Below are 22,886 nucleotides of genomic sequence, written 5' to 3' on the forward strand. Positions count from 1 at the left end.
GGATTGCGAAGATAAAAAATAAACCGATAATCCATGATCGGATTATCGGTTATCTGTGTATTTAACTCAAAAATTTACTAGTCTACATTATCATGTAGAAACGAATTGTTTTTTCGTAACTGGATATCGTCATTATCATCGGTTCCCAATGATGTTCTGGACAATCCAGAATCTTCCGGCTTAGCATCTACATCAATTCCAGCTCTTTTGTATGCTGGCTCTTTTTCGATATCATCGATATTCGAAGAGCTATTTCTGAACTTATAATTAAATTCTTTCATCTTAGCTCTTCGTTCTGCAGCTCTTGCCTTTAAAGTTTCTGAAATAGGCTGATTTACCGGATCTACCTCTCCCTGTTCTTCAGTTTCTGGAGCCGGAGCTACAACTTTCTTTTCAAAAACTACTTCTTCATCTTCTTCTTCCATGACTTCTGCAGGCTGTGCCTCGGTCAATCGTTTTTCTTCTTCCATATAGTCCTCAAGACTATACTTACGAACACCACCTGAAATCGTCTCACTAGGAGGAACAACTTCTATAGGTTCGTTTACCTCCATGTCCAAAATATCATCACTAAGATCAAAGATAATTGGTTGCTCATCCTCTACAATTTGATTGTTTTGAGAAGGAACCTCTTTCACCTCTTCTTCTTTCTTCATTTCTCCAGCTGGCATGTCAAAAGACAACGAGAATTGATCAGCTGCAGGTTCTTTTTGCTCTTCTACTTCTTCTGCATCTTTTACCTCGATTTCTTTGATAATATCCTGAGCATTGATAATCACAAAATCATTTTCCGAGGAAAATGGACTTACTACCTCATACTCTACATCAATATTCTTAAGCAAATCGGTAGTTTTGATCAGATCAGAAGTCTCTTCCTCTGTATCATCTATCAATTCGTGCTTGATAACCTTTGGTTCTTCTACTTTATCATTCTTTGGCAGTGAAGATGTAATTGGTGTCACCGGCCCAGTAGATTTTGGTGTTAAATCCTGCACCGTTGCCTTTTGCTCATCTTCTAAAGTATGAATGATCTTTTTGGTTTCAGTATTTACGATTTCATCTTGTTGCTCTACATCAAAACCAGTAGCAATTACCGTTACCGAGATAGCATCTTCTAGTGACTCATCTTCACCAACCCCCATAATGATATTGGCACCATGACCAGCTTCTTGCTGAATATGGTCATTAATTTCTCCTATTTCATCTATTGTAATCTCTTCTCTACCAGAAACAATCAATAACAATACATTCTTAGCCCCTGTAATTTTGTTATCGTTCAGTAGTGGAGAATCCAACGCTTTTACAATCGCGTCATGTGCACGTTTATTACCAGAAGCATGAGCAGAACCCATTATTGCTGTACCACTGTTACTTAATACTGTCTTGGCATCTCGCAAGTCAATATTTTGCGTATAGTGATGCGTAATTACTTCGGCTATACCACGAGAAGCAGTAGCAAGTACTTCGTCGGCCTTAGAGAAACCAGCTTTAAATCCGAGGTTACCATATACTTCTCTTAACTTATTATTATTGATCACGATCAATGAATCCACATGAGCACGTAATCGCTCTACTCCCAGCTGCGCCTGCTCGTTTCGCATACGTCCTTCAAACTGGAATGGAATAGTAACGATACCCACAGTAAGGATATCTAATTCTTTTGCCATTTTTGCGATAATAGGAGCTGCACCAGTACCGGTACCACCACCCATTCCTGCAGTAATAAAGATCATTTTGGTATTGGTATCCAACATCGTTTTGATCTCTTCATAACTCTCTACAGCCGCTTGTTCTCCCACTTCCGGATTCGCACCCGCACCTAGTCCTTCTGTTAATGAAACTCCTAATTGTATTTTATTAGGAATTGAACTGTTCTCCAACGCTTGCGAATCTGTATTACAGATCACAAAGTCCACTCCTTTGATCCCCTGTTGGAACATGTGGTTGATCGCATTGCTACCACCTCCTCCAACACCAATCACCTTAATCACATTTGATTGGTTTTTAGGTAAATCAAAAGAAATATTCTCAAACTCTTCGTTATTACTCATAATGGCTAATTTTCTGGTTCTCCTACTTTTTCTATTTTTTTATATATCGTATTGAATTCTTACAACTGCAAAGCACTACTCGGCATTATCCAAGAATTCTTTAAATTTCTCTGTCCACTTCTCCAAGATGTTTTTTCTTGGTTTAAGGTCCACTTTTGGTTGCTCTTCTTCATTAATCATCTCTTCTGTATCTGTATCCGCTTCTATAGGAACGGCTGTTTCGGTTTTGGCTGCAGCTTTGCTTTGCACAACTTTTCGTTGTCTTTGCATATGTACCAAACCATCCATCACTAGTCCAACAGCTGTAGCATACATTGGGCTTGTTGTTTCTGAATCACTGTTACCTGCTAGGTGTTCATTAGGATATCCAATACGAGTATCCATACCTGTGATATATTCTACCAACTGTTTCAAGTGTTTCAGTTGTGAGCCTCCTCCAGTAAGTACGATCCCCGCGATCAATTTCTTCTTTGGGGATTCATGGCCATAATTTTTAATCTCTAAAAACACCTGCTCGATGATTTCCACTACTCGTGCATGGATGATCTTTGATAGATTTTTTAAAGTAATTTCTTTAGGCTCTCTTCCTCTTAATCCAGGGATAGAGACAATCTCATTGTCTTTATTTTCTCCTGGCCAGGCGGATCCAAATTTTATTTTCAATAATTCGGCCTGCTTCTCTATAATCGAACATCCTTCTTTGATATCCTCGGTAATCACATTACCTCCAAAAGGAATCACCGCCGTATGACGAATAATTCCATCTTTGAAAATGGCTAGATCCGTAGTTCCACCTCCTATATCAATCAACGCTACACCTGCTTCTTTTTCTTCCTGACTCAAAACTGCATTCGCAGACGCTAATGGTTCTAGCGTAACATCAGACAATTCTAACCCAGAACTCTTTACACATCTACCGATATTACGAATCGAAGTTACCTGACCTACCACTACGTGGAAATTGGCTTCTAATCGCCCTCCATACATCCCCACAGGCTCTTTTATTTCGGCCTGACCATCTACTTTGTATTCTTGAGGTAGTACATGCAGAATCTCTTCTCCAGGTAACATCACCAACTTATGCACTTGATTACATAATGTGTCTATATCATCATCATCGATCACCTCGTCTGCATTGGGTCTGGTGATATAATCGCTATGTTGTAAACTCCTGATATGCTGTCCTGCAATCCCTACTGTAACATCATTTATTTTTACTCCTGCTACACTTTCTGCTTCGTGAACGGCCTGTTGTATGGATTGGATGGTTTGTGTAATATTATTCACTACACCGCGATGTACACCCAAGCTTTTGGATTTACCAACTCCAAGGACTTCCATCTTACCATATTCATTGTATTTCCCTACCATTGCAACAATCTTGGTTGTTCCAATATCCAGTCCTACCGCTATTTCATTTGTTGCTTTTTCCATATTGGTATTATTTTATAGTACACACCACCTGATTACTAAATTGTAAACTGACTTTTTTATACTTATCAAGGCTCTTGTCTTTGAGTGCCTTTTGATAAAAAGCCTTAAAGTTTTTAACCTTACTATTTAAATTTTCTATCTTCCCTATCACGGTTCTAAATGAGTAGACCCTTACCTCTAGCTCATAATTACCCTTATGATTTCTAAAGACTCCAACTACGTGTTTCTTTAAGAAATCATCTTTCTGTATCATTTTTAACAATGGAAAAACTTCTTTGACTTCTCTTTCGGATACATTATGCACCAAAGGCACATGTGCCGAATAACTATCAGACAAAGGCATCGTATTTCCAGTAGCATCTACATAAAAAGGAGTCACCGCATTAACCCTAGCAATCGGGGTGCGTTGCTTTATTTGCGCCCTAAGTTCTCCATTTACAGTAAGATATACATCAGAGTGTTCGATCATTTTGTGCGAATCCAACTCCTGCTCTACAGTATTCAAAACTAAAATTTCTTTACCGACGTTCGTAACTCTTTCCTGATTTTGTATTAACAATTTATTAACCGACAGTTCACTCACGTATGGATCCTGCTCTTCAATGAATTCTATTTGCACTCGATTGATTTTTCGCTGCTTATTTCGCTCACTTGTGAACGCAAAAAGGGCAACGATTAGCACAATCAATCCCACAAATCGTATATATGAAATCATTTTTTTCATCTTAACAACTCATTTTTAACACGTTCTACTTCTTCTCCTATATCTCCTGCACCAATGGTTAAAATCACCTCGGCATCGCTTTTCAAAATTTCGGTTGTCAAATCGCTCTTTGCCACTAGCTTTTTATTTTCATTTGCAATCAAACTCAGTAACCAATCTGAGGTCACTCCTGCGATGGGCAATTCTCTCGCCGGATAAATATCTAACAGCATGATCTCATCGAACTGAGTAAGACTGGACGCAAAATCCACAGCAAAATCCTGAGTTCGACTAAATAAATGTGGTTGAAAGATTGCTAATACCTTTTTGCCTGGATGCATTTCTCTTACAGCCTGATGCAAAGCATTGATCTCTGTTGGATGATGCGCATAGTCATCTATATACACCAAATTCTCTGTCTTAATTTTATAACTAAACCTGCGTTGAACACCCTTAAAAGAAAATAAAGCCTTTGCCAGCGAGGCGGTCGGGGAGCCGTATAGCAACGCGATGGCAAAGGCTGTTATAGCATTTAACAAGTTATGTCTACCTGGCAGGTTTAAATGCAAATCTTTTATATACTGTGTTGGTGTTTTTAAATCAAAAATATACGTGCCATTATCAACCTTTACGTTTTGCGCACAATAGTCTGCATCATCTTCTATACCGAATGTCATCCCATCAATAGGCAATCCATTACAAATCAAAAGATGATCTTTTACCTTAGCAGAAAAATCTCTAAAAGATACTTCTAACTCATCAGCCTTTCCATAAATATCCAAGTGATCTGCATCCATTGAAGTAACAGCTGCAATATCAGGATGCAATTGTAAAAATGAGCGATCAAATTCGTCGGCTTCTACTACAACCACATCATTACCTTCTAACACAAGGTTAGAGTTGTAATTCTCACTAATTCCACCCAAAAATGCGGTTACCTTTGCACCACTTTCCTTTAATAAATGTGCCAAAATTGCTGTAGTGGTGGTTTTACCATGAGTTCCTGCCACTGCAAGTGTATATACCTCTTTGGTAATAATCCCCAAAACCTCTGCTCTCTTCTTGATCTGAAAGCCATTATCTTGTACATAATTCAACTCCTTATGATCTTTAGGTATCGCAGGGGTATACACCACCAATGTATCCTCTTTATCCAAAAACGATTCTGGTATAGCATTTACACTATCATCAAAATGAATATCGATACCAAGAGCAATCAAATCATTGGTAATCTGGGTAGATGTTCTATCATACCCCGCTACTTCTTTTCCAAGAAACTTAAAATAGCGAGCCAGGGCACTCATACCAATACCTCCTATACCTATGAAGTAAATGTTTTTTATGTGCGCTAAGGTGCTATTCATATATACTTTAGTTTCTACCAACTCCTATTATATTAATTTTTCAATTTCGTCTGCAATCTCTGATGTCGCATTGGGTAATGCCATTTTTTTAATAGCAATTCCTAATTCCTCTTGTTCTTCTTTTGCCGCCATCAAACCTGCCATTGTATTTTCAAACTCTGCATCCAATTCATTTTCTCTCAACATCTTTGCCCCTCCTTTATCAACTATTGCCAAAGCATTCTTGGTTTGATGATCTTCGGCCACATTAGGAGATGGGATAAACAATACCGGTTTCCCCACGATACACAACTCTGAAACCGATCCTGCTCCTGCACGAGAGATAATGATATCTGCTGCTGCATATGCCAGATCCATAGTGTCCAAAAACTCATGTACCTGTATATTCTCCATATCGTCATACTTCTTATAATCCCCATAGTATAGCTTCCCACATTGCCATAACAACTGTACATTTCGGGTTGCAAAAAAATCTAGTTCTTTTTCTATGAGCTGATTTATTCTGCGAGCACCAAGGCTACCTCCTATGATCAAAATTGTTTTCTTATCTGATGCCAGTTGATACTTTGCTATAGCCTGCTCTCTTTTTCCACTAATACTTAATAAATCCTGACGAACAGGATTCCCCGTTTTTATGATCTTATCCTTCGGAAAAAATCGATCCATGTTATCGTAGGCCACACAAATTTTGTTGGCTTCTTTGGCTAACCATTTGTTGGTGATTCCCGGAAACGAATTTTGCTCCTGAAGCACTGTAGGGATTTTCTTAGCATTTGCCATTTTCAACAATGGTCCACTTGCAAAGCCTCCAGTTCCAATAACCACATCTGGCTTGAAATTTTTGATAATGGTTCTCGATTTCCAAAGACTACTTATTAGTTTTAATGGAAACAATAAGTTACTCAATGTTAATCTCCTCTGTATCCCACTAATCCAAAGCCCAACAATTTTATACCCAGCCTGTGGTACTTTTTGCATTTCCATTCGATCCTTTGCACCCACAAACAACACCTCTGCATTAGGAAATCTATTCTGCAGCTCGTTTGCAATAGCTATAGCAGGATAAATATGTCCTCCTGTTCCTCCACCAGATAATATGACTTTGAGAGTCTTACTCATACTATTTCTTGTAACACCTCTAAAGGGTTTTCTTCTTTTTCTTTTTCTACTTCTTCTTCTACAATTGCTTCTCTTCTACTACTTACACTAAGTACTATACCAATAGCCAAACAGGTCATCCAAATCGATGTTCCTCCACTACTAATCAAAGGAAGGGTTTGACCCGTTACCGGAAACAATTCTACTGCTACTGCCATATTGATCAATGCCTGAAACACTATCGGCAGGCCTACACCTATCACCAGTAGTTTACCAAATACATCACCACATTTATGGGCGGCTATTACTAATCGAAACAGCAATAACAGGTAGAGTAGCATCAAAAACACACCTCCTACAAATCCCCATTCTTCAACAATAATTGCATAAATAAAATCTGAAGAGGATTGCGGTAAGAAGTTTCTTTGCACACTTTTTCCTGGTCCTGTTCCAATAACCCCACCTCTGGCAATTGCTATTTTAGCGCGTTCTATCTGATAATCTTCTTGCGTTTCTTTGTTATCAGCAAAATTTTCTATCCTACTTACCCAAGTATCTACACGGTTTGGAAACATCCCTGGAAATGCCTTTGCGAATAATATAAAGAACGTAAGCACCAAAAGTCCGGTTCCTAAAACCACAGCGATATGCCGTAAAGGATATCCACCCAAGAAAACCAACATCATCACCATCGAAAATATAATAGCCGCTGTAGAAAAGTTAGCAGGTAAAATCAACATCAACACCAAAAACACGGGCAACCACAACGGTAATAACGTTTCTTTGAAGGAAACGGTTTGATCCTTTATTTTAGATAGATATCGTGCAACATAGGCCATTAGCACTACTGCCGCAAGTGTAGAAGTTTGAAAAGTTACTCCAACAAAAGGAATACGTATCCATCGACTTGCATTTGCTCCTTCTATCGTATTGTTTTGAGCCATGGTTACCAACAACAACACCAAAACCACAGGGATCATAATAATAGACAATCCTTTGAAATAATGATATGGGATCTTATGCACCACATAAATAATCAAAAACCCTAGCACCAAGTGCGCAAAATGCTTCACTAAAAAACTAAAGGTATCTCCATCTCCATACAAATACGCCAAATTACTACTAGCACTATAAACCGGTAAAAAAGAAAATAACGCCAACAGGGCAGCCACTGCCCATATCACTCTATCACCTTTTATATTTGCTAATACTTTAGTCATCTTTTAATCCTATATTCTTATAATTCTCTAACCGCTTCTTTAAACTGCCTTCCCCTCTCTTCATAATTTTTAAATAGGTCAAAACTTGCACAAGCTGGCGACAACAATACGTTATCATTTCTCTCAGCTATTTTGTATGCAAGATTCACTGCTTCTTTCATAGATTGCGTTTCTGTAATATTATCTACGCAATTCCCAAATGCATTGATAATTTTGGAATTATCTACTCCCAAGCAAATGATTGCTTTTACTTTTTCGTTGACCAACGGATACAACTCTGAGTAATCATTTCCCTTGTCTACTCCACCAACTATCCATATCGTAGACGATTTCATAGCATCTAAAGCATAAAAGGTTGCATTTACATTGGTAGCCTTCGAATCATTGATGTACTGAACGTTATTGATCTTTAGTACATTTTCTAACCGATGTTCTACTCCATGAAAATTCTCTAAACACTCTCTAATTGTTGTTTTTCTGATCTTCAATAACTGCGCTACTGTAGCAGCCGCCATTGCGTTTTTTACGTTGTGATTACCTTTTAATGCTAAATCTGATGTTGGCATGATTACTTTGTTGTTATCTATTAGTATGTTAATGTTTTCGTTTTCTAAATACGCTCCATTCTCCACCTTTCTAGTTAAAGAGAAAGGCAATAATTTTGATCGAACCGGATGTTGCTCCAAATAGGTTGTGATCACTTCATCATCTGCATCATATATGAAATAATCTTCCTCAGTTTGATTCATCGCAATTTTAAATTTTGAGGCAATGTAGTTCTCAAACTTATTGTCATATCGATCCAAATGATCAGGAGTGATATTGGTCAAAATCGCAATATGTGGCGCAAAATTGATGATCCCGTCTAATTGAAAGCTGCTAATCTCTAACACATAATAAGGAGTATTCATTTCTGCCACTTGCTTTGCAAAACTATCCCCAATGTTACCTCCCATATTTATCGTTAAGCCACCATGTTTCAACACATGATGAGTAAGCATAGTTGTGGTGGTTTTACCATTACTCCCGGTGATCCCAATCATTTGAGCATCCGTATATCGAGATGCAAATTCGATTTCAGAAATCACTTCAACTCCTTTTTCATGTAGTTTTTGAATTAAAGGAACTCCGTCTGGTATCCCTGGACTCTTCATGACTACATCAGCATTCAAGATTTTATTCTCGCTATGTTGTTGCTCTTCCCATTCGATTTCAAAATTTATAAGAACGTCTTTATACGTATCGGCGATTGTTCCTTTATCAGAAACAAATACCTCAAATCCTTCTTTCTTCCCCAAGATTGCAGTTCCTACTCCACTTTCTCCAGCTCCTAATACCACCAATCGTTTCATCTATCTTACTTTTAAAGTGATCACAGCTATAATTGCCAGTACAATACCCACAATCCAAAATCTAGCTACGATCTTACTCTCATGTATCCCTTTCTTTTGATAATGATGATGTAATGGAGACATCAAGAAAATCCTTCTCCCTTCACCATATTTTTTTCTTGTATATTTAAACCAACTCACCTGCATCATAACCGACAGGGTTTCGATAAAAAATATTCCACACAAAATTGGTATCAAAAACTCCTTGCGAATAGCAATTGCAATCACTGCAATTACACCTCCTATAGTCAAACTTCCCGTATCCCCCATAAACACTTGTGCTGGATAGGTATTATACCATAAAAATCCAACCAAAGCTCCTGCAAAAGCGGTGATATAAATCGTCATTTCTCCTGAATTGGGGATATACATCACATTCAGGTAATCTGAAAAAATGATATTACCAGACACCCAGGCAAACAAGGCTAGTGTAAGTACAATAATGGCCGAGGAACCCGCTGCCAATCCATCAATACCATCAGTCAAATTTGCTCCGTTGGACACTGCGGTCACAATAAAAATCACAATAGGGATAAAGATCAACCATGCATATTTGGCTAGATCTGGGCTTATCCAAGTGATCAAATCCGAATAATCGAATTCGTTATTTTTAAAAAAAGGAATTGTAGTTTTAGTCGATTTTACCGCAGGTTTGAAATCAGATTGCTCTCCATCTACAACCACCTGTTCTGTATCTGCATTTACCTTTTCTTGCCTTACTGTTATATCGTTATGAAAATACATCGTACACCCAACAATAAGTCCAAGACCAACCTGACCAATCACCTTAAACTTACCCGCTAATCCTTCTTTGTCTTTTCTTTTTATTTTCAAAAAATCATCCGTAAACCCTATAATCCCCATCCATATGGTGGTAACGATAAGCAGAAGTACATAAATGTTATCTAATCGAGCAAAAAGCAATACCGGAACCAAAGTAGACAGTATAATAATCACACCTCCCATAGTCGGAGTCCCTGCCTTTTGAGCCTGTCCTTCTAACCCTAGTTCTCGGATAGTCTCTCCCATTTGCTTCTTTTGCAGGAATGCAATTATTCGCTTACCATAGATGGTAGAAATCAGCAGTGACAATATAATCGCCATGGCTGCCCTAAACGTAATAAACTGAAATAAGGAAGCCCCCGGGAACTGATATTGGTTTTCTAAATATTCGAATAAATAGTATAACATAAGTTTCTATCTCTCATACATCTCGATGCATGTGGGTTTATTTATTTAGCTTGGTTAATTCTTCTTTTACAATTTTAAAATCATCAAAATCAAATCGTTTCCCATCTACCTCTTGATAGGTTTCATGCCCTTTTCCTGCAATAAGGATGATATCATCTCTCTCTGCTAGCTGGCAAGCAGTTTTGATCGCTTGTTTCCTATCGGTTATTGACAATGTTTTTTTATAGTCCTGAGGTTCTACTCCCTTTTCTATATCTTCTATGATTTGATCCGGATTTTCGGTTCTTGGATTATCGCTCGTAAAAATTGCTTTATTACTTAATTTGGCAGCGATATTACCCATTACTGGTCTTTTCATTTTATCACGATCACCTCCGCATCCCACAACAGTGATCAATGTTTCATTTTTGGTACGTATATCGTTGATCGTTTCCAAAACATTCTTCAAAGCATCAGGCGTATGCGCATAGTCTACAATGGCTGTGATTTTCATGTCTTCAGAAATCAAATACTGAAATCTTCCGCTCACACTTTTCAGGTCGCTCATCAATCGCAAGGTCTCTAGGGTCTCTAACCCTAATAATTCCGCCGTGGCAAAAATTGCCAGCAGGTTATAGGCATTGAAACTTCCGATTAGCTTTGCCCAAACTTCATGATCATTAAATTTCAACAACAATCCTTCTAAGCTACTTTCTAAAATTTGCCCTCTGAAGTCTGCATACGAACGCAAAGCATAACTATATGTTTTGGCTTTGGTATTCTGAAGCATATACTCTCCATTCTTATCATCTTTATTTGTCAGTGCAAAAGCTGTGGCCGATAAACCATCGAAAAATGCTTTCTTTACATCACGGTATTCTTTGAAGGTATCATGATAATCCAAATGGTCATGAGATAGATTTGTAAAAATCCCTCCTTCAAACGACAAACCTTCGGTACGTTTTTGATGGATACCATGCGAGCTCACCTCCATAAAGCAAAACTCAACACCGGCATCGTTCATCTGCTTGAGGTATTTGTTGATCGTCAATGAATCTGGAGTTGTATGTGTTGCTGCAAACTCTTCTTCATCTACCAGCACCTTCACTGTAGAGAGCAAGCCTACCTTGTAACCCGCATTTTTAAAAAGTTGAAACAAGAGGGTTGCAATTGTAGTTTTACCATTGGTCCCTGTTACTCCTATCAATTTTAAATTCTCTGAAGGAGAACCATAGTAATTGGCCGCCATGATAGCCAAGGCCGATTGGGAGTCCTCTACTTTTACATAAGTAACACCATCTGTTTTCTGCTCCGGCAGTTTCTGACAAATAACAGCAACTGCTCCTTTTTGAATCGCAGTATCAATAAATTTATGAGCGTCTACTGTTACTCCTTTGATCGCCACAAACAAATCACCCTTCCCGATCTGACGAGAATCGAACTCAATTTTCTCAATACTTACAGAAGTATCACCTACCACGGTATCGATTGCCACTTTATATAAAATGTCTTTTAGTTCTATCACGATAATTCGAGCTTAACAGTTTGATTTATTTGCACTTTGGTTCCCGGAGCTATAGACTGTGTTCTTACTTTTCCTGATCCTTTTATTTCGACCTTGAGTCCCATATTTTCCAATAGTGAAATCACATCCATTGCTGGCATGTTTTTTACATTCGGCATTATAGTTTTGTATTTTTGAGCCTTTTCGTAGTACGCATCATAACTCTTGGTTACCGTACTGCTTTCCTCTACCAGATATGGCACTTCATCAATCACAGGAATATCATTGTATATTTTGGTAGCAATCGTTTTAAAAACAGGAGCCGCTACTTCACTACCGTAATATCCTTTTTCCTTATTCGGTTTATGTATTACCACAATACAAGAATAAATAGGCTTGTCTGCAGGAAAATACCCAGCAAACGAAGAGATGTATTCTCTCTCTTTGTCCTTACCATAATTCCCCCAGCAGGTTCCCGTTTTTCCTGCAATCATGAAATTATTTGTCTTGATATTGTCTGCTGTACCTCTCATTACCACATTTTTCATCATCTCGCGGACGATTCTGGCTGTTTTCTTTGAGCAGATCGTTGGATTCAACACTTCTTTATCAAATCGTTCTCTGGTTTTATCCCATGTTTTAACCTCTTTGATAAATCTTGGTTTTACCATCTCGCCATCATTTGCAACCGCATTATAAAAAGCTAAAGTTTGCAATGGAGTAATTGCCACACCATAACCATGCGCCATCCAAGGCAATGTGGTACCATACCAATCATCATCACCTGGATATGGTATTTTTGGCACTCCTTCTCCTTTGATCGAAACCCCCAACGTTTCGGCAAGTCCCATATTGATCAATCTATCTACAAATTTTCTAGGGTTATCCTTATAATTTTCATTGATCATTTTTGCAAAAGCTGTATTCGAAGACACTTCAAAAGCTTTTGCCATAGAAATTTTTCCGTAACCACCCCATCTTGAATCCTTCACTACACGATCATAAAATTTAACACGCCCTTTTTCGGTATCCACCACATAACTAGAATCAATCTTACCATCTTCTAGCGCTGCTACAATCGTCATTAATTTGAATGTCGAACCTGGCTCATGAGATTCTCCTACCGCATAGTTTAATTTTTCATAATATTTCCCCGCCTTGGTTCTTCCCAAATTCGAAATGGCTTTGATCTCTCCTGTTTTGGTTTCCATAACCACCACAGTACCGTGTTCTGCTTCAAAATCTTCTAATTGTGCCAATAAAGCATGATGTGCGATATCCTGGATATTTACATCAATAGTAGAAACCACATCGTATCCGTCTTGTGGCTCCACTTCATTAGCATCCCCAATAGGTTTCCATTGGTTTTTTGCTATCTTCTGTTTTTTGCGCTTTCCTTCTTTCCCGCGCAAAAACGGACCGTAAGCTCCTTCTAATCCAACTCTGGTGTAATATCCTTGATCATCTCTTCTTTCGTACCCAACTGTACGTTCGGCTATTTTACCAATAGGATGCTCTCTTACTGTTCGTTGTTCTACGATTAATCCGCCTCTATTAGCACCAAATCGAAACAGAGGAAACTTTTTCACCCTCATATATTCTGAATATCCAAGTCCTCTTCGAATCAGCAAATACCTGTTCTTATTAGCTCTTGCTGTTCTAATCAACTTATCGTAGTAAGAAACTGGTTTATTGAATTCTTTGGAAAGTGCTTCGCACAAAGGTTTAATATTCGCTCTAAAATCCTTATCAGTAACCGTTAAGGCATCAAATCGTATATCATACTTAGGAACAGAAGTAGCTAGCAGATTCCCTTTACTATCATATAAATTCCCTCTATTTGCTGGAATATCGAAAGTCCTAAACACTCGATCCTGCGCTTTTTGACGATATACATCTCCTTCTACAAACTGAATATTGACCAACTTCACCAAAACAGCTAAGGCAAAGAAGAACATACATGCCGCAATGAAATACAACCGATTTAATATGTTTTTTTCTTTAATCGCCAAATTCTAGTTTTTTACAATTATCTTCCTTGGTGGACTTGTTGGTCTTTTCAACCCTTTTCGTGTCATTTTTTTTATAATTGAAGACTCCATCTTCAATCGCATCAATTCTGTTTTGCCGTCAACAAATTGTGTTCTCAATTCTCTTACTTCATTATTCAATTTTGCAATTTCATGTACTTTACTTTCTGCATTATGTGAGCTAGCGATCATTACAATAGCCAACAAGGAAAGAAACAGCAACATACGCCAGTTCTTCATCGCATCGTCTGCGATCAAAAACTTTCCTTTTAATATGTCATACATGGTTTGTCTCACAATCCTACTCGCTTAAATTCTTTCTGCTATTCTTAGCTTAGCACTTCGTGCCCTATTGTTTTCTTTAATTTCTTCTTCTGAAGGTATGATCAACCCACCTACTTTCTTAAATGGAACTGACACATTACCATACAAATCCTTTTCTGGTTCCCCTTCAAACATTCCGTTTCGGATAAAACGTTTTACTAATCTATCCTCGAGTGAGTGATAGGAGATTAAACTGATTCTTCCTCCTTCATCCAAAAGCTCTGCAGTTTGTTCCAAAAACTCTTTCAACACTTCGATCTCCTCATTTACTTCAATACGAATCGCCTGATAAATCTGAGCCAATATTTTGTTCTCTTTATGCCTCGGCAAAAGTGGCTTCAAAACCTCTTTAAGCATCGAGCTTGTTTTTATCTTTTCACTAGACCTAGCACCTACTATTACCCTAGCTAGTTTTGGCGCATTTCTTAACTCTCCGTATTGTAAGAAGACTCTTCTCAAATCCACTTCCTCATACTCATTAATCACATGATAGGCCGACACCTCTTTCTTTTGATTCATCCTCATATCCAAATCCCCTTCAAAGCGTGTCGAAAAACCTCTTTCTGCGACATCAAACTGATGAGAAGAAACTCCAAAATCCCCCAAAATCCCATCTACCTTTCTCACCCCATAGAATCTCAAGAATCGCTTGATAAATCGAAAGTTTTCATTGATCAGTGTAAATCTTTCATCCTTAATATCATTCTCTAAGGCATCTGGATCTTGATCAAATGCGAACAACTTTCCGTTTTCTCCAAGTCTTTTCAAAATCTCTTTGGAGTGCCCTCCTCCACCAAAAGTCACATCTACATATATTCCCTCTGGTTTGATATCGAGACCATCGACAGTTTCTTTCAGCAAAACAGGGTTATGATATTCAGTTTGTTCCATTTCTTCCACAACTATTCTTAAAGCACTTAATCCTTTAAAGTTCTCTCACTAGACCTTTAGTCTTCCATATCATCATCAAAGCCCATCACCTCTTCTGCCAAGTCTGCAAAATCATCTGCACTATCATCGATTGCCTTTTCATACTTATCTTTATCCCAAATCTCAATGATATTAACCGCCGAAGACAACACCAGCTCTTTGGTGATCTCGGCAAAATTGATCAGATCTTTGGGTATCAGCAATCGACCTGCACTATCAATTTCGACTACCTTTACTCCTGCAGTAAACCTCCTGATAAAGTCATTATTTTTTTTCTTGAAGCGATTCAGCTTATTGATTTTTTGCATCAAAAGATTCCATTCTTCCATGGGATACAACTCCAAACACGGCTGAAACACAGATCTTTTCAAAACAAAACCCTCTTGCAACACAGGCGAAAGCTGCTTCTTGAAAGCAACAGGCATCATAAGACGTCCCTTAGCGTCTGCCTTACATTCGTATGTGCCGATTAGGTTTACCACTTCAATTCCCTTAAACGTTTAATTATTCAAATATATTGAAAAATTTACCACTTTTTACCACATTTTACCACATTGTTGATAAGTTATTCTTTAAAACGGGGAATTCGGAAAGCCAAAAACTTTAATTTTTTGTTTATCAGGGCACTAACAAAAAGTCAAGTAAATCTTGTATTCCTCATGCATGAGACTCAAATAATGCATGAAAAAAAGAATTGTAAAAATTCATTCTGTAGTATTGATAAAAAATCTCCAAACTAATTATGAAAATGCTATATTTGCTTTAATTCTTGTAAGAAGTATTAATGAAGAACGAATTAAAAAAAGACGGAAAATTTAGTTATCTGGATTTAGGAGAGGGCACGCCAATAATCATTTTGCACGGCTTGATGGGAGGGCTAAGCAACTTTGAAGGCGTTGGTTCTTATTTCCCAAAAGAAGGATACAAAGTCTTAATTCCGGAACTTCCTGTTTACACGTTATCGTTGATAAAAACCAAGGTAAGCACCTATGCCAAATACCTTAAGGATTTTATTGATCATCTCGGGTATGGCAACAAAGAAGTTATTCTTTTAGGTAATTCGCTTGGTGGTCATATCGCACTTCTATGCACCAAAATGTATCCGGAAAAAGTAAAGGCGTTAGTTATTACTGGAAGCTCTGGTCTTTATGAGAGCGCCATGGGTGAAAGCTACCCAAAGCGAGGTGATTATGAATACATTAAAGCTAAAGCCGAAAATGTGTTTTACGATCCTGCCATAGCCACCAAAGAAATTGTTGACGAGGTATATGCCACAGTTAACGATCGAAATAAACTAATCCGAACTTTGGCAATTGCCAAAAGTGCAATTCGCCATAATATGGCAAAAGACTTACCCAACATGCACACTCCCACGTGTATTATCTGGGGTAAAAATGACAATGTAACTCCTCCAGAAGTTGCCGATGATTTTAATCGTTTACTACCTGATTCTGATCTCTATTGGATTGATAAATGTGGACACGCAGCAATGATGGAGCATCCAGATGAATTTAACCGATTACTTCACGATTGGTTGAAAGAACGAAAATTCTAATTCTAACCCTACGACCATGAAGATTAGCAGCGCTGAATTTGTGATAAGTAACAGCGATGTCGCTAAATGCCCAAAAGAAAAACTCCCTGAGTATGCATTTATCGGCAGATCGAATGTTGGAAAATCTTCTTTGATCAATATGTTGACCAACCGAAAAAGTTTAGCAAAAACTTCGGGAAGACCAGGTAAAACGCAGTTGATCAATCATTTTATCATTAACAAAACTTGGTTTTTGGTAGATTTACCTGGTTATGGATATGCGCGTGTGTCCAAATCAGCCAAAAAAGTCTTTCAGAAATTCATTACCGCGTATTTCTCAAAAAGAACCCAATTGGTTAGCGCATTTGTTTTGGTAGATTGCCGTCATGAACCTCAAAAAATAGATTTGGAATTCATGCAATGGTTAGGAGAAAATCAGATACCGTTTTCTATTATCTTCACTAAGGCCGATAAACTATCAAAAAACAAGCTCCCTGTACAGATCAATAACTATATCCAGACCATGCTGCAATACTGGGAAGAAATGCCTAATTACTTCATTACATCATCATCTTCAGGAATGGGTAAAGATGAAGTACTCAATTACATCGAAGATATCAACAATCAACTTAAGAATTCACAGTAATCATATAGCCTTGCAGTACTTCAATAAGTTCTTCTACCGAGCTAAATTGTTTTAAGCGTTGTGCATCCAAAACTACTTCTAGCTGTTCTTTGTGATCACTATCAAGTATTATAGGAAATTCAAATCCTAAGTCCTCACCATATTGTTTCAAAAACTCATCCTTATACATAAAGACAAACTGAAAATCAGTACTATTTTTGAAGGCAGCCCACACTTTTCTTTCTGAAAAATTACCATGCGTAAGCGCACAGAGCTCACAATTATAGGTAGCAGGGCTGATGATCTTATGCGCAATATCGAGAGATTTGCTCCATAAATCAGACTGCGCATTATAAACAAAAAGTAATGTCTTATTCAATGTTTTTATCGTATTAGTCTGACTAACCAGAAAAACATTTCGAACTACTGTTGTTTCAACTCTAATTTTTCTGCAAAATAATCACAAAAGTCCTTCATGGTTGCTGCCATTTTCTCGTCTTGTGTAGCTCTGAAAAAAGTATCACTCATAGACACTAGAGTTTGATGAAAAAACACTTTCATCTCGTCTACCGGCATATCTTTGGTCCATAAATCTATTCTAAGACTTTCTTGGTTTGCACTATCCCAAACCGACAGCAATACCGCCTTTGTTTCTTCATTTTCTACTCCCCCATCCTTAGCTGTCCAATGCAACTTTTCTGGAATACGATTCTCGTCTAATTCTACATCTATCTTTATTTCTGAAGTATGTGCGCTCGTCATTATCGTGCTGGTTTATATTTTGAATTGTTAAAAATTGTTTCGGCATCTGCCAATAATAATTGGCGCAAAGATACGCTGTTATTTTTCATATATGAAGCAACAATTTGCCATCCTATAAATTGACCTACCTTATCTGGTGCTTCTTTATCGATTTCTTCTAAATAAAACTTGGAAAAAGGCCCTGGATACAAAAATCTTGGCATTAAACTACTATCGGTACTATACAACAATTGTTTGTCTATAAAAAATCGCCAAATGGGCTCTTCGTTATCCTGAACCCAATTGAACTGCTCTTTGGTATACCCTAATTTTACCGCATCATCGGTTTCTGGAAGGAAAAGGTTTTTGAGATACAATTCTTTCCCAAAAGAAATCATATTGGCCAAAAATGTTCTTTCACGAATGGGTCCCACTTGATTTTTGGCATACGCTCCTGCAACATCAGCTATAATTTGTTCACGTATAAAGTTTCTTTTCAGATATTTTTGGATCGCCTCATAGAAATGATGATCGGCACCAAGATAGGTATCTAACGAAATAATCAATAAATCCTTAGAGATGACTACTTTATTTCTATAATCCACATCAGAGGTTATAGTAATAACTCTAGGCACATTGATTTCAGGAAAATAGAACTTAATATGTTGAAACAAGGAATGAAGTTCATCTATCTCTGCGGTAAGATCTGGAAACGCCTTTTCTACTTCTCGATTGACTTCTTGCTGAATCGTATCTTTTGCTTTTTTTAACCAAACACTATCCGCATACTTGGCTGAAAATAAGAACGGAAAATCTCTTTTCAGATCCGATAAATTTTCTTCATCTACATCTGCAAATAAACGATCAAATCGTTCTATCGTAATTTTAACCGGTATTTTTTCGATTTCCTTTTCGATCTTACTTTCTTTGTTACAAGAGAATAAAACACAAAATACGAGGGCACATTTTAAAAATTTTAAACTTTTCATAACCAAATTCAGAGAACTTTTCAAATAATTTCCATTCCTGTAGAACGCCATCTTTTTTTATTAATTTTATGACCGCAAAGGTAATATATCGATTTACAATCTATTCACTATAGTTTGTTCCTATTTTAACCTTTTCGTACTCTAATTTATTAACACGAATTTTCTTTATTCATTACATTTCAAATAAAAGACTAAGATATGCAAACAGAAAAAGTAATTGATCACATTACAAACTGGCTAAAAGAATATGCTAACAATGCTAATATTACAGGATTCGTTGTTGGTGTTAGTGGAGGTATTGATAGTGCCGTTACTTCTTCTCTATGTGCAAAAACTGGTTTGAAAACCCTATGCGTCGAAATGCCAATACACCAGGCGCAAAGTCAGGTAACCAGAGCTCAGGAACATATTGCTCAATTAAAGGAAAGGTTTCCTAACGTGTCCGACGCAAGAGTAGATCTCACTCCAGTATTTGAGCAAATAAAATCTGTAGTTCCGGAGGTTGAGCCCAGCGCACAGCTTGATTTGTCTCTTGCCAATACCAGAGCGCGTTTACGAATGACTACGCTGTATTATTTTGCAGGTTTACACAAATATCTGGTAGCAGGTACAGGTAATAAAGTAGAAGATTTTGGAGTTGGTTTTTATACAAAATATGGTGATGGAGGAGTTGACCTTGGTCCTATTGCTGATTTATTAAAGAGCGAAGTATATCAAATAGGAAAAGTGCTTGGTGTACCAGAATCTATTCAAGTGGCAGCACCTACTGATGGATTATTCGGCGATAGCCGTAGTGATGAAGATCAAATTGGAGCCTCTTATGATGAATTGGAATGGGCAATGAAAATGAAAGATGAAGGAAAGAAAACGGAAGATTTTGAAGGAAGAGAGCAAGAAGTATTTAAGATTTTTATTCGATTAAATACCGTAAATCAGCATAAAATGAATCCCATACCTGTCTGTAAAATACCCGTTAATCTATTATAATCAACACTTTGTCGATAAATGAATAAAAAAAAGTTTACGAGGGCTAGTTCTTAGTAATTTTGCAGTAAGATTAAGAATTACCCCTAGCCTGAGAATGTTAAACTCTTAAAATTAAAATAACATTAACAATCGTAAACAAGAATGACAACCGTACTAATCGCTGATCATCACCCAATTACTAGGAAGGGGATCGTTTCTTTATTTCGCAATTCGGAAGATTATGAGATCATTGGCAAAGTGAGCAATGGAAACGAAATGTATGATGTGTTGAAGTCTAATACTCCAGATGTACTTATCATGGAGTTGGACCTTCCGCAGATCAACGGAATTATGGCCTTAAGAACCATCAAAAAAGAATTTACCGGAATAAAAGTAATTATTTTTAGCTCACATCCAGAAGAAATGTATGCTTTGAGTGCCATTAAAGCAGGCGCCTCTGCATATCTCTCTAAAACCGTTCCGACCAAGACGTTAAAAAAGGCTATCGAGCGTGTTGCCAGAGGAGGAATATATCTTAATGATAATCTAACTCAGCAACTTGCAAATGGTAACGCCAATGAAAACAACATGGTTGTGAAATATAAAAAACTATCCTCGAGAGAAATTGAAGTCCTCAATCTTTTATCCTCTGGTAAAAGAAACAAGGATATTGCCACAACACTATCTATCAACGAAAAAACTGTAAGCACTTACAAAACGCGACTATTAAAAAAGTTGAAAGTAGATAATCTTGCTGATTTAATTCATCAGTCGAGGCTATTACACATAAGTTAAATCACCCTATTTAACTTATCAGATAATATTTTTCTAAGATAAAGGTAATCACTGATATCCGATAAGATATCGTGGTTACCTTCGTTGTTTTCTGGACTATTTAAGGACTCTTTTAACTCCTCTATTTTCTTACCTACCAGATGGCCTCTAAGATTGAGGATAATGTCGTTTACATATTGAGACACGGAATGTTTTTTGAGCTTAACATGTATCTCTTTATCATGCCAACGATCAATTTTATACTTCTCCTCATTCATCAATATCTCGGTGATTTCTGAAGCAATTTCAGGAGAAACTGTATTTACAAAAACATCTACCTTAAATTCTTCGGTTTGATGTAACTGATTGATAATAGCTCCATAGATCTCTTGAAAATTATCGTGAGCAAATTCTATCTCATCTTCCTGAAGATCCAGGTATATCTTTTCAAAAACTTTGGCAGTATGTACTTCTGGCTCCATCACTAGCTCTCCATCTTCATTCTCCTTTAGCATCATATCTTCAAATTCTTCCTCTTGTGCACCATATAACAACAACACTCCGATAATACTTCTTTCCAACAAATGCTGCCTATCTACTTTTTGAGGTTTTTCGGTGGCAGGTTTTACTACCTCCATCGATTTTTGAGATTGCTTTTGTTGTTTCCGCTGGTCTTTGATATCCACATTACGGATCTGAGCTAAGGTATCAAAAAGCACCTCTTCAGAAATATCCATAATGCGTGAACACTCTCTAACGTATATTTCACGCTTAATTACATCAGGAATCTTAGAAATACTGGTCACCATATCCCGAATCAACTCCGCCTTCTTTATGGGGTCATCTTTGGATTCTTGTTGCAATAAAGAGGCCTTAAAACTGATGAAATCCTGAGCATTTTCTTCCAAATATGTAGTAAGCTCCTCTAATGTATTTTGCTTTGCAAAACTATCAGGATCTTCACCTTCTGGGAAACTGCATACTTTCACATTCATCCCTTGCTCCAAAATCAAATCAATCCCGCGAATAGATGCCCTCATACCCGCTGCATCACTATCAAATAAAACGGTGATATTTTTGGTAAGTCGATTAATCAATCGAATCTGATCGGTAGTCAAAGCTGTTCCCGAAGAAGACACTACATTTTTGATCCCAGTCTGATAGAACTGTATCACATCGGTATACCCCTCTACCAAATAGCAATTATCTTCTTTGGCAATCGTCTGTTTGGCATGAGAAATACCGTACAAAATCTTACTCTTATGATAGATATCACTTTCTGGGGAATTGAGGTACTTTGCAGCCTTCTTTTCATTAGATAAGATTCGACCTCCAAAACCCAGAACTCTACCCGACATAGATTGGATAGGAAACATGACACGCCCTTTAAAACGGTCAAATTGCTTCTCTTCTTTTACAATGGTCAATCCTGTTTTTTCAAGATAATCCAGGTTATACCCTTTTTTAATAGCCTCTGCGGTAAACGCATCCCATGAGTTAGGAGAATACCCCAGACTAAACTTTTTTATGGTATCCTCGGTAAAACCTCTCTCTTTAAAATACGTAAGCCCTATTGCCTTGCCTTCCTCTGTTTTGTGTAATGAATTTTGAAAGAATGTATTGGCAAATTCGCTTACCAAAAACATACTTTCTCTCTCGTCTGCTTGCTGTTTTTGTTCGTCGGTCTGCTCGGTCTCCTCTACTTCGATATTATACTTTTTGGCTAAATATTTAATAGCCTCGGGGTAAGTAAAGTGCTCATGCTCCATCAAAAAAGCTACAACATTCCCTCCTTTACCACTCGAAAAATCTTTCCAGATTTGCTTTACTGGCGAAACCATAAAGGAAGGGGTCTTTTCTTCACTAAAAGGGCTGAGTCCCTTAAAATTACTCCCAGCCTTTTTTAATTGAACAAAATCTCCAATTACCTCCTCTACACGAGCAGCTTCAAATACAGCATCTACGGTGGCTTTATGGATCATGAAAGGGTCTCCTTTTTGTGTCCAACAAAAATAATATAATTCTTGAGACACCATTT

General features: G+C 37.5%; 21 protein-coding genes. 4 read left to right on the forward strand and 17 right to left on the reverse strand.

The window, feature by feature from the left end; genetic code table 11:
- Positions 1 to 77: 77 nt before the first annotated feature.
- The 13 genes from ftsZ to mraZ form a co-directional block, all read right to left on the reverse strand.
- The gene (gene ftsZ / locus BUE24_RS07800) at positions 78 to 2,051 is read right to left on the reverse strand and encodes a cell division protein FtsZ (protein ID WP_073315448.1); all 1,974 of its coding nucleotides are present in this window, start codon (positions 2,049 to 2,051) and stop codon (positions 78 to 80) included.
- A gap of 75 nt (positions 2,052 to 2,126) precedes the next feature.
- Complete coding sequence (ftsA, locus tag BUE24_RS07805) at positions 2,127 to 3,485, reverse strand: cell division protein FtsA (protein ID WP_073315449.1); 1,359 nt, start codon at positions 3,483 to 3,485, stop codon at positions 2,127 to 2,129.
- A 7-nt stretch (positions 3,486 to 3,492) separates the two neighbouring features.
- Entirely contained in the window at positions 3,493 to 4,209 is a 717-nt protein-coding gene (locus BUE24_RS07810; protein ID WP_073315450.1) for a cell division protein FtsQ/DivIB, read from the reverse strand.
- Positions 4,206 to 5,552 (reverse strand): UDP-N-acetylmuramate--L-alanine ligase, encoded by a 1,347-nt coding sequence (murC, locus tag BUE24_RS07815; RefSeq protein WP_073315810.1) that lies wholly within the window; start codon positions 5,550 to 5,552, stop codon positions 4,206 to 4,208. Before murC ends, BUE24_RS07810 begins: the two co-directional genes overlap by 4 nt.
- A gap of 27 nt (positions 5,553 to 5,579) precedes the next feature.
- Positions 5,580 to 6,671, reverse strand: a complete 1,092-nt coding sequence (gene murG, locus BUE24_RS07820; RefSeq protein ID WP_073315451.1) for an undecaprenyldiphospho-muramoylpentapeptide beta-N-acetylglucosaminyltransferase — start codon at positions 6,669 to 6,671, stop codon at positions 5,580 to 5,582.
- The gene (locus BUE24_RS07825; protein WP_073315452.1) at positions 6,668 to 7,870 is read right to left on the reverse strand and encodes an FtsW/RodA/SpoVE family cell cycle protein; all 1,203 of its coding nucleotides are present in this window, start codon (positions 7,868 to 7,870) and stop codon (positions 6,668 to 6,670) included. The genes murG and BUE24_RS07825 overlap by 4 nt, the downstream gene beginning before the upstream one ends.
- Positions 7,871 to 7,887: 17 nt before the next feature.
- Positions 7,888 to 9,222: a UDP-N-acetylmuramoyl-L-alanine--D-glutamate ligase gene (gene murD, locus BUE24_RS07830; RefSeq protein ID WP_073315453.1), complete on the reverse strand. Its 1,335-nt coding sequence runs from the start codon at positions 9,220 to 9,222 to the stop codon at positions 7,888 to 7,890.
- A complete protein-coding gene (gene mraY, locus BUE24_RS07835; protein WP_073315454.1) occupies positions 9,223 to 10,452 on the reverse strand; it encodes a phospho-N-acetylmuramoyl-pentapeptide-transferase in 1,230 nt (409 codons plus the stop codon).
- 37 nt (positions 10,453 to 10,489) lie between these two features.
- Complete coding sequence (locus BUE24_RS07840; protein ID WP_073315455.1) at positions 10,490 to 11,956, reverse strand: UDP-N-acetylmuramoyl-L-alanyl-D-glutamate--2,6-diaminopimelate ligase; 1,467 nt, start codon at positions 11,954 to 11,956, stop codon at positions 10,490 to 10,492.
- A complete protein-coding gene (locus BUE24_RS07845) occupies positions 11,953 to 13,947 on the reverse strand; it encodes a penicillin-binding protein (RefSeq protein ID WP_073315456.1) in 1,995 nt (664 codons plus the stop codon). The genes BUE24_RS07840 and BUE24_RS07845 overlap by 4 nt, the downstream gene beginning before the upstream one ends.
- Positions 13,948 to 13,950: 3 nt before the next feature.
- Positions 13,951 to 14,250, reverse strand: a complete 300-nt coding sequence (locus BUE24_RS07850; protein WP_342039423.1) for an FtsL-like putative cell division protein — start codon at positions 14,248 to 14,250, stop codon at positions 13,951 to 13,953.
- Between the two features lie 24 nt (positions 14,251 to 14,274).
- Positions 14,275 to 15,180: a 16S rRNA (cytosine(1402)-N(4))-methyltransferase RsmH gene (gene rsmH, locus BUE24_RS07855; RefSeq protein ID WP_073315458.1), complete on the reverse strand. Its 906-nt coding sequence runs from the start codon at positions 15,178 to 15,180 to the stop codon at positions 14,275 to 14,277.
- Between the two features lie 56 nt (positions 15,181 to 15,236).
- Positions 15,237 to 15,701, reverse strand: a complete 465-nt coding sequence (gene mraZ / locus BUE24_RS07860) for a division/cell wall cluster transcriptional repressor MraZ (protein WP_073315459.1) — start codon at positions 15,699 to 15,701, stop codon at positions 15,237 to 15,239.
- Between the two features lie 302 nt (positions 15,702 to 16,003).
- Between mraZ and BUE24_RS07865 the strand changes: the two genes are divergently transcribed.
- A complete protein-coding gene (locus tag BUE24_RS07865) occupies positions 16,004 to 16,774 on the forward strand; it encodes an alpha/beta fold hydrolase (protein WP_073315460.1) in 771 nt (256 codons plus the stop codon).
- A gap of 16 nt (positions 16,775 to 16,790) precedes the next feature.
- A complete protein-coding gene (yihA, locus tag BUE24_RS07870; RefSeq protein ID WP_073315461.1) occupies positions 16,791 to 17,399 on the forward strand; it encodes a ribosome biogenesis GTP-binding protein YihA/YsxC in 609 nt (202 codons plus the stop codon).
- On the opposite strand, the gene BUE24_RS07875 is transcribed toward yihA, so the two are convergent.
- The 3 genes from BUE24_RS07875 to gldB are packed head-to-tail and all read right to left on the reverse strand — an operon-like array spanning position 17,383 to position 19,108.
- Positions 17,383 to 17,757 carry a hypothetical protein gene (locus BUE24_RS07875; protein WP_073315462.1) on the reverse strand — a complete coding sequence of 125 codons (375 nt, stop codon included), beginning with the start codon at positions 17,755 to 17,757 and terminating at the stop codon, positions 17,383 to 17,385. The genes yihA and BUE24_RS07875 overlap by 17 nt on opposite strands.
- 44 nt (positions 17,758 to 17,801) lie before the next feature.
- Entirely contained in the window at positions 17,802 to 18,140 is a 339-nt protein-coding gene (gene gldC / locus BUE24_RS07880) for a gliding motility protein GldC (protein ID WP_073315463.1), read from the reverse strand.
- Complete coding sequence (gene gldB / locus BUE24_RS07885; RefSeq protein ID WP_073315811.1) at positions 18,140 to 19,108, reverse strand: gliding motility lipoprotein GldB; 969 nt, start codon at positions 19,106 to 19,108, stop codon at positions 18,140 to 18,142. Before gldB ends, gldC begins: the two co-directional genes overlap by 1 nt.
- Before the next feature lie 198 nt (positions 19,109 to 19,306).
- Here gldB and nadE point away from each other — a divergent pair, with 198 nt between their 5' ends.
- Both nadE and BUE24_RS07895 read left to right on the forward strand, forming a co-directional pair.
- Positions 19,307 to 20,095, forward strand: a complete 789-nt coding sequence (gene nadE / locus BUE24_RS07890) for an NAD(+) synthase (RefSeq protein ID WP_073315464.1) — start codon at positions 19,307 to 19,309, stop codon at positions 20,093 to 20,095.
- A gap of 141 nt (positions 20,096 to 20,236) precedes the next feature.
- A complete protein-coding gene (locus tag BUE24_RS07895; RefSeq protein WP_073315465.1) occupies positions 20,237 to 20,869 on the forward strand; it encodes a response regulator in 633 nt (210 codons plus the stop codon).
- Here the strand turns inward: BUE24_RS07895 and dnaG are convergent.
- Positions 20,866 to 22,830, reverse strand: a complete 1,965-nt coding sequence (dnaG, locus tag BUE24_RS07900) for a DNA primase (RefSeq protein ID WP_073315466.1) — start codon at positions 22,828 to 22,830, stop codon at positions 20,866 to 20,868. The genes BUE24_RS07895 and dnaG overlap by 4 nt on opposite strands.
- Positions 22,831 to 22,886: the final 56 nt, after the last annotated feature.

This window comes from Aquimarina spongiae (assembly GCF_900141785.1).
GTDB classification, from domain to species: domain Bacteria; phylum Bacteroidota; class Bacteroidia; order Flavobacteriales; family Flavobacteriaceae; genus Aquimarina; species Aquimarina spongiae.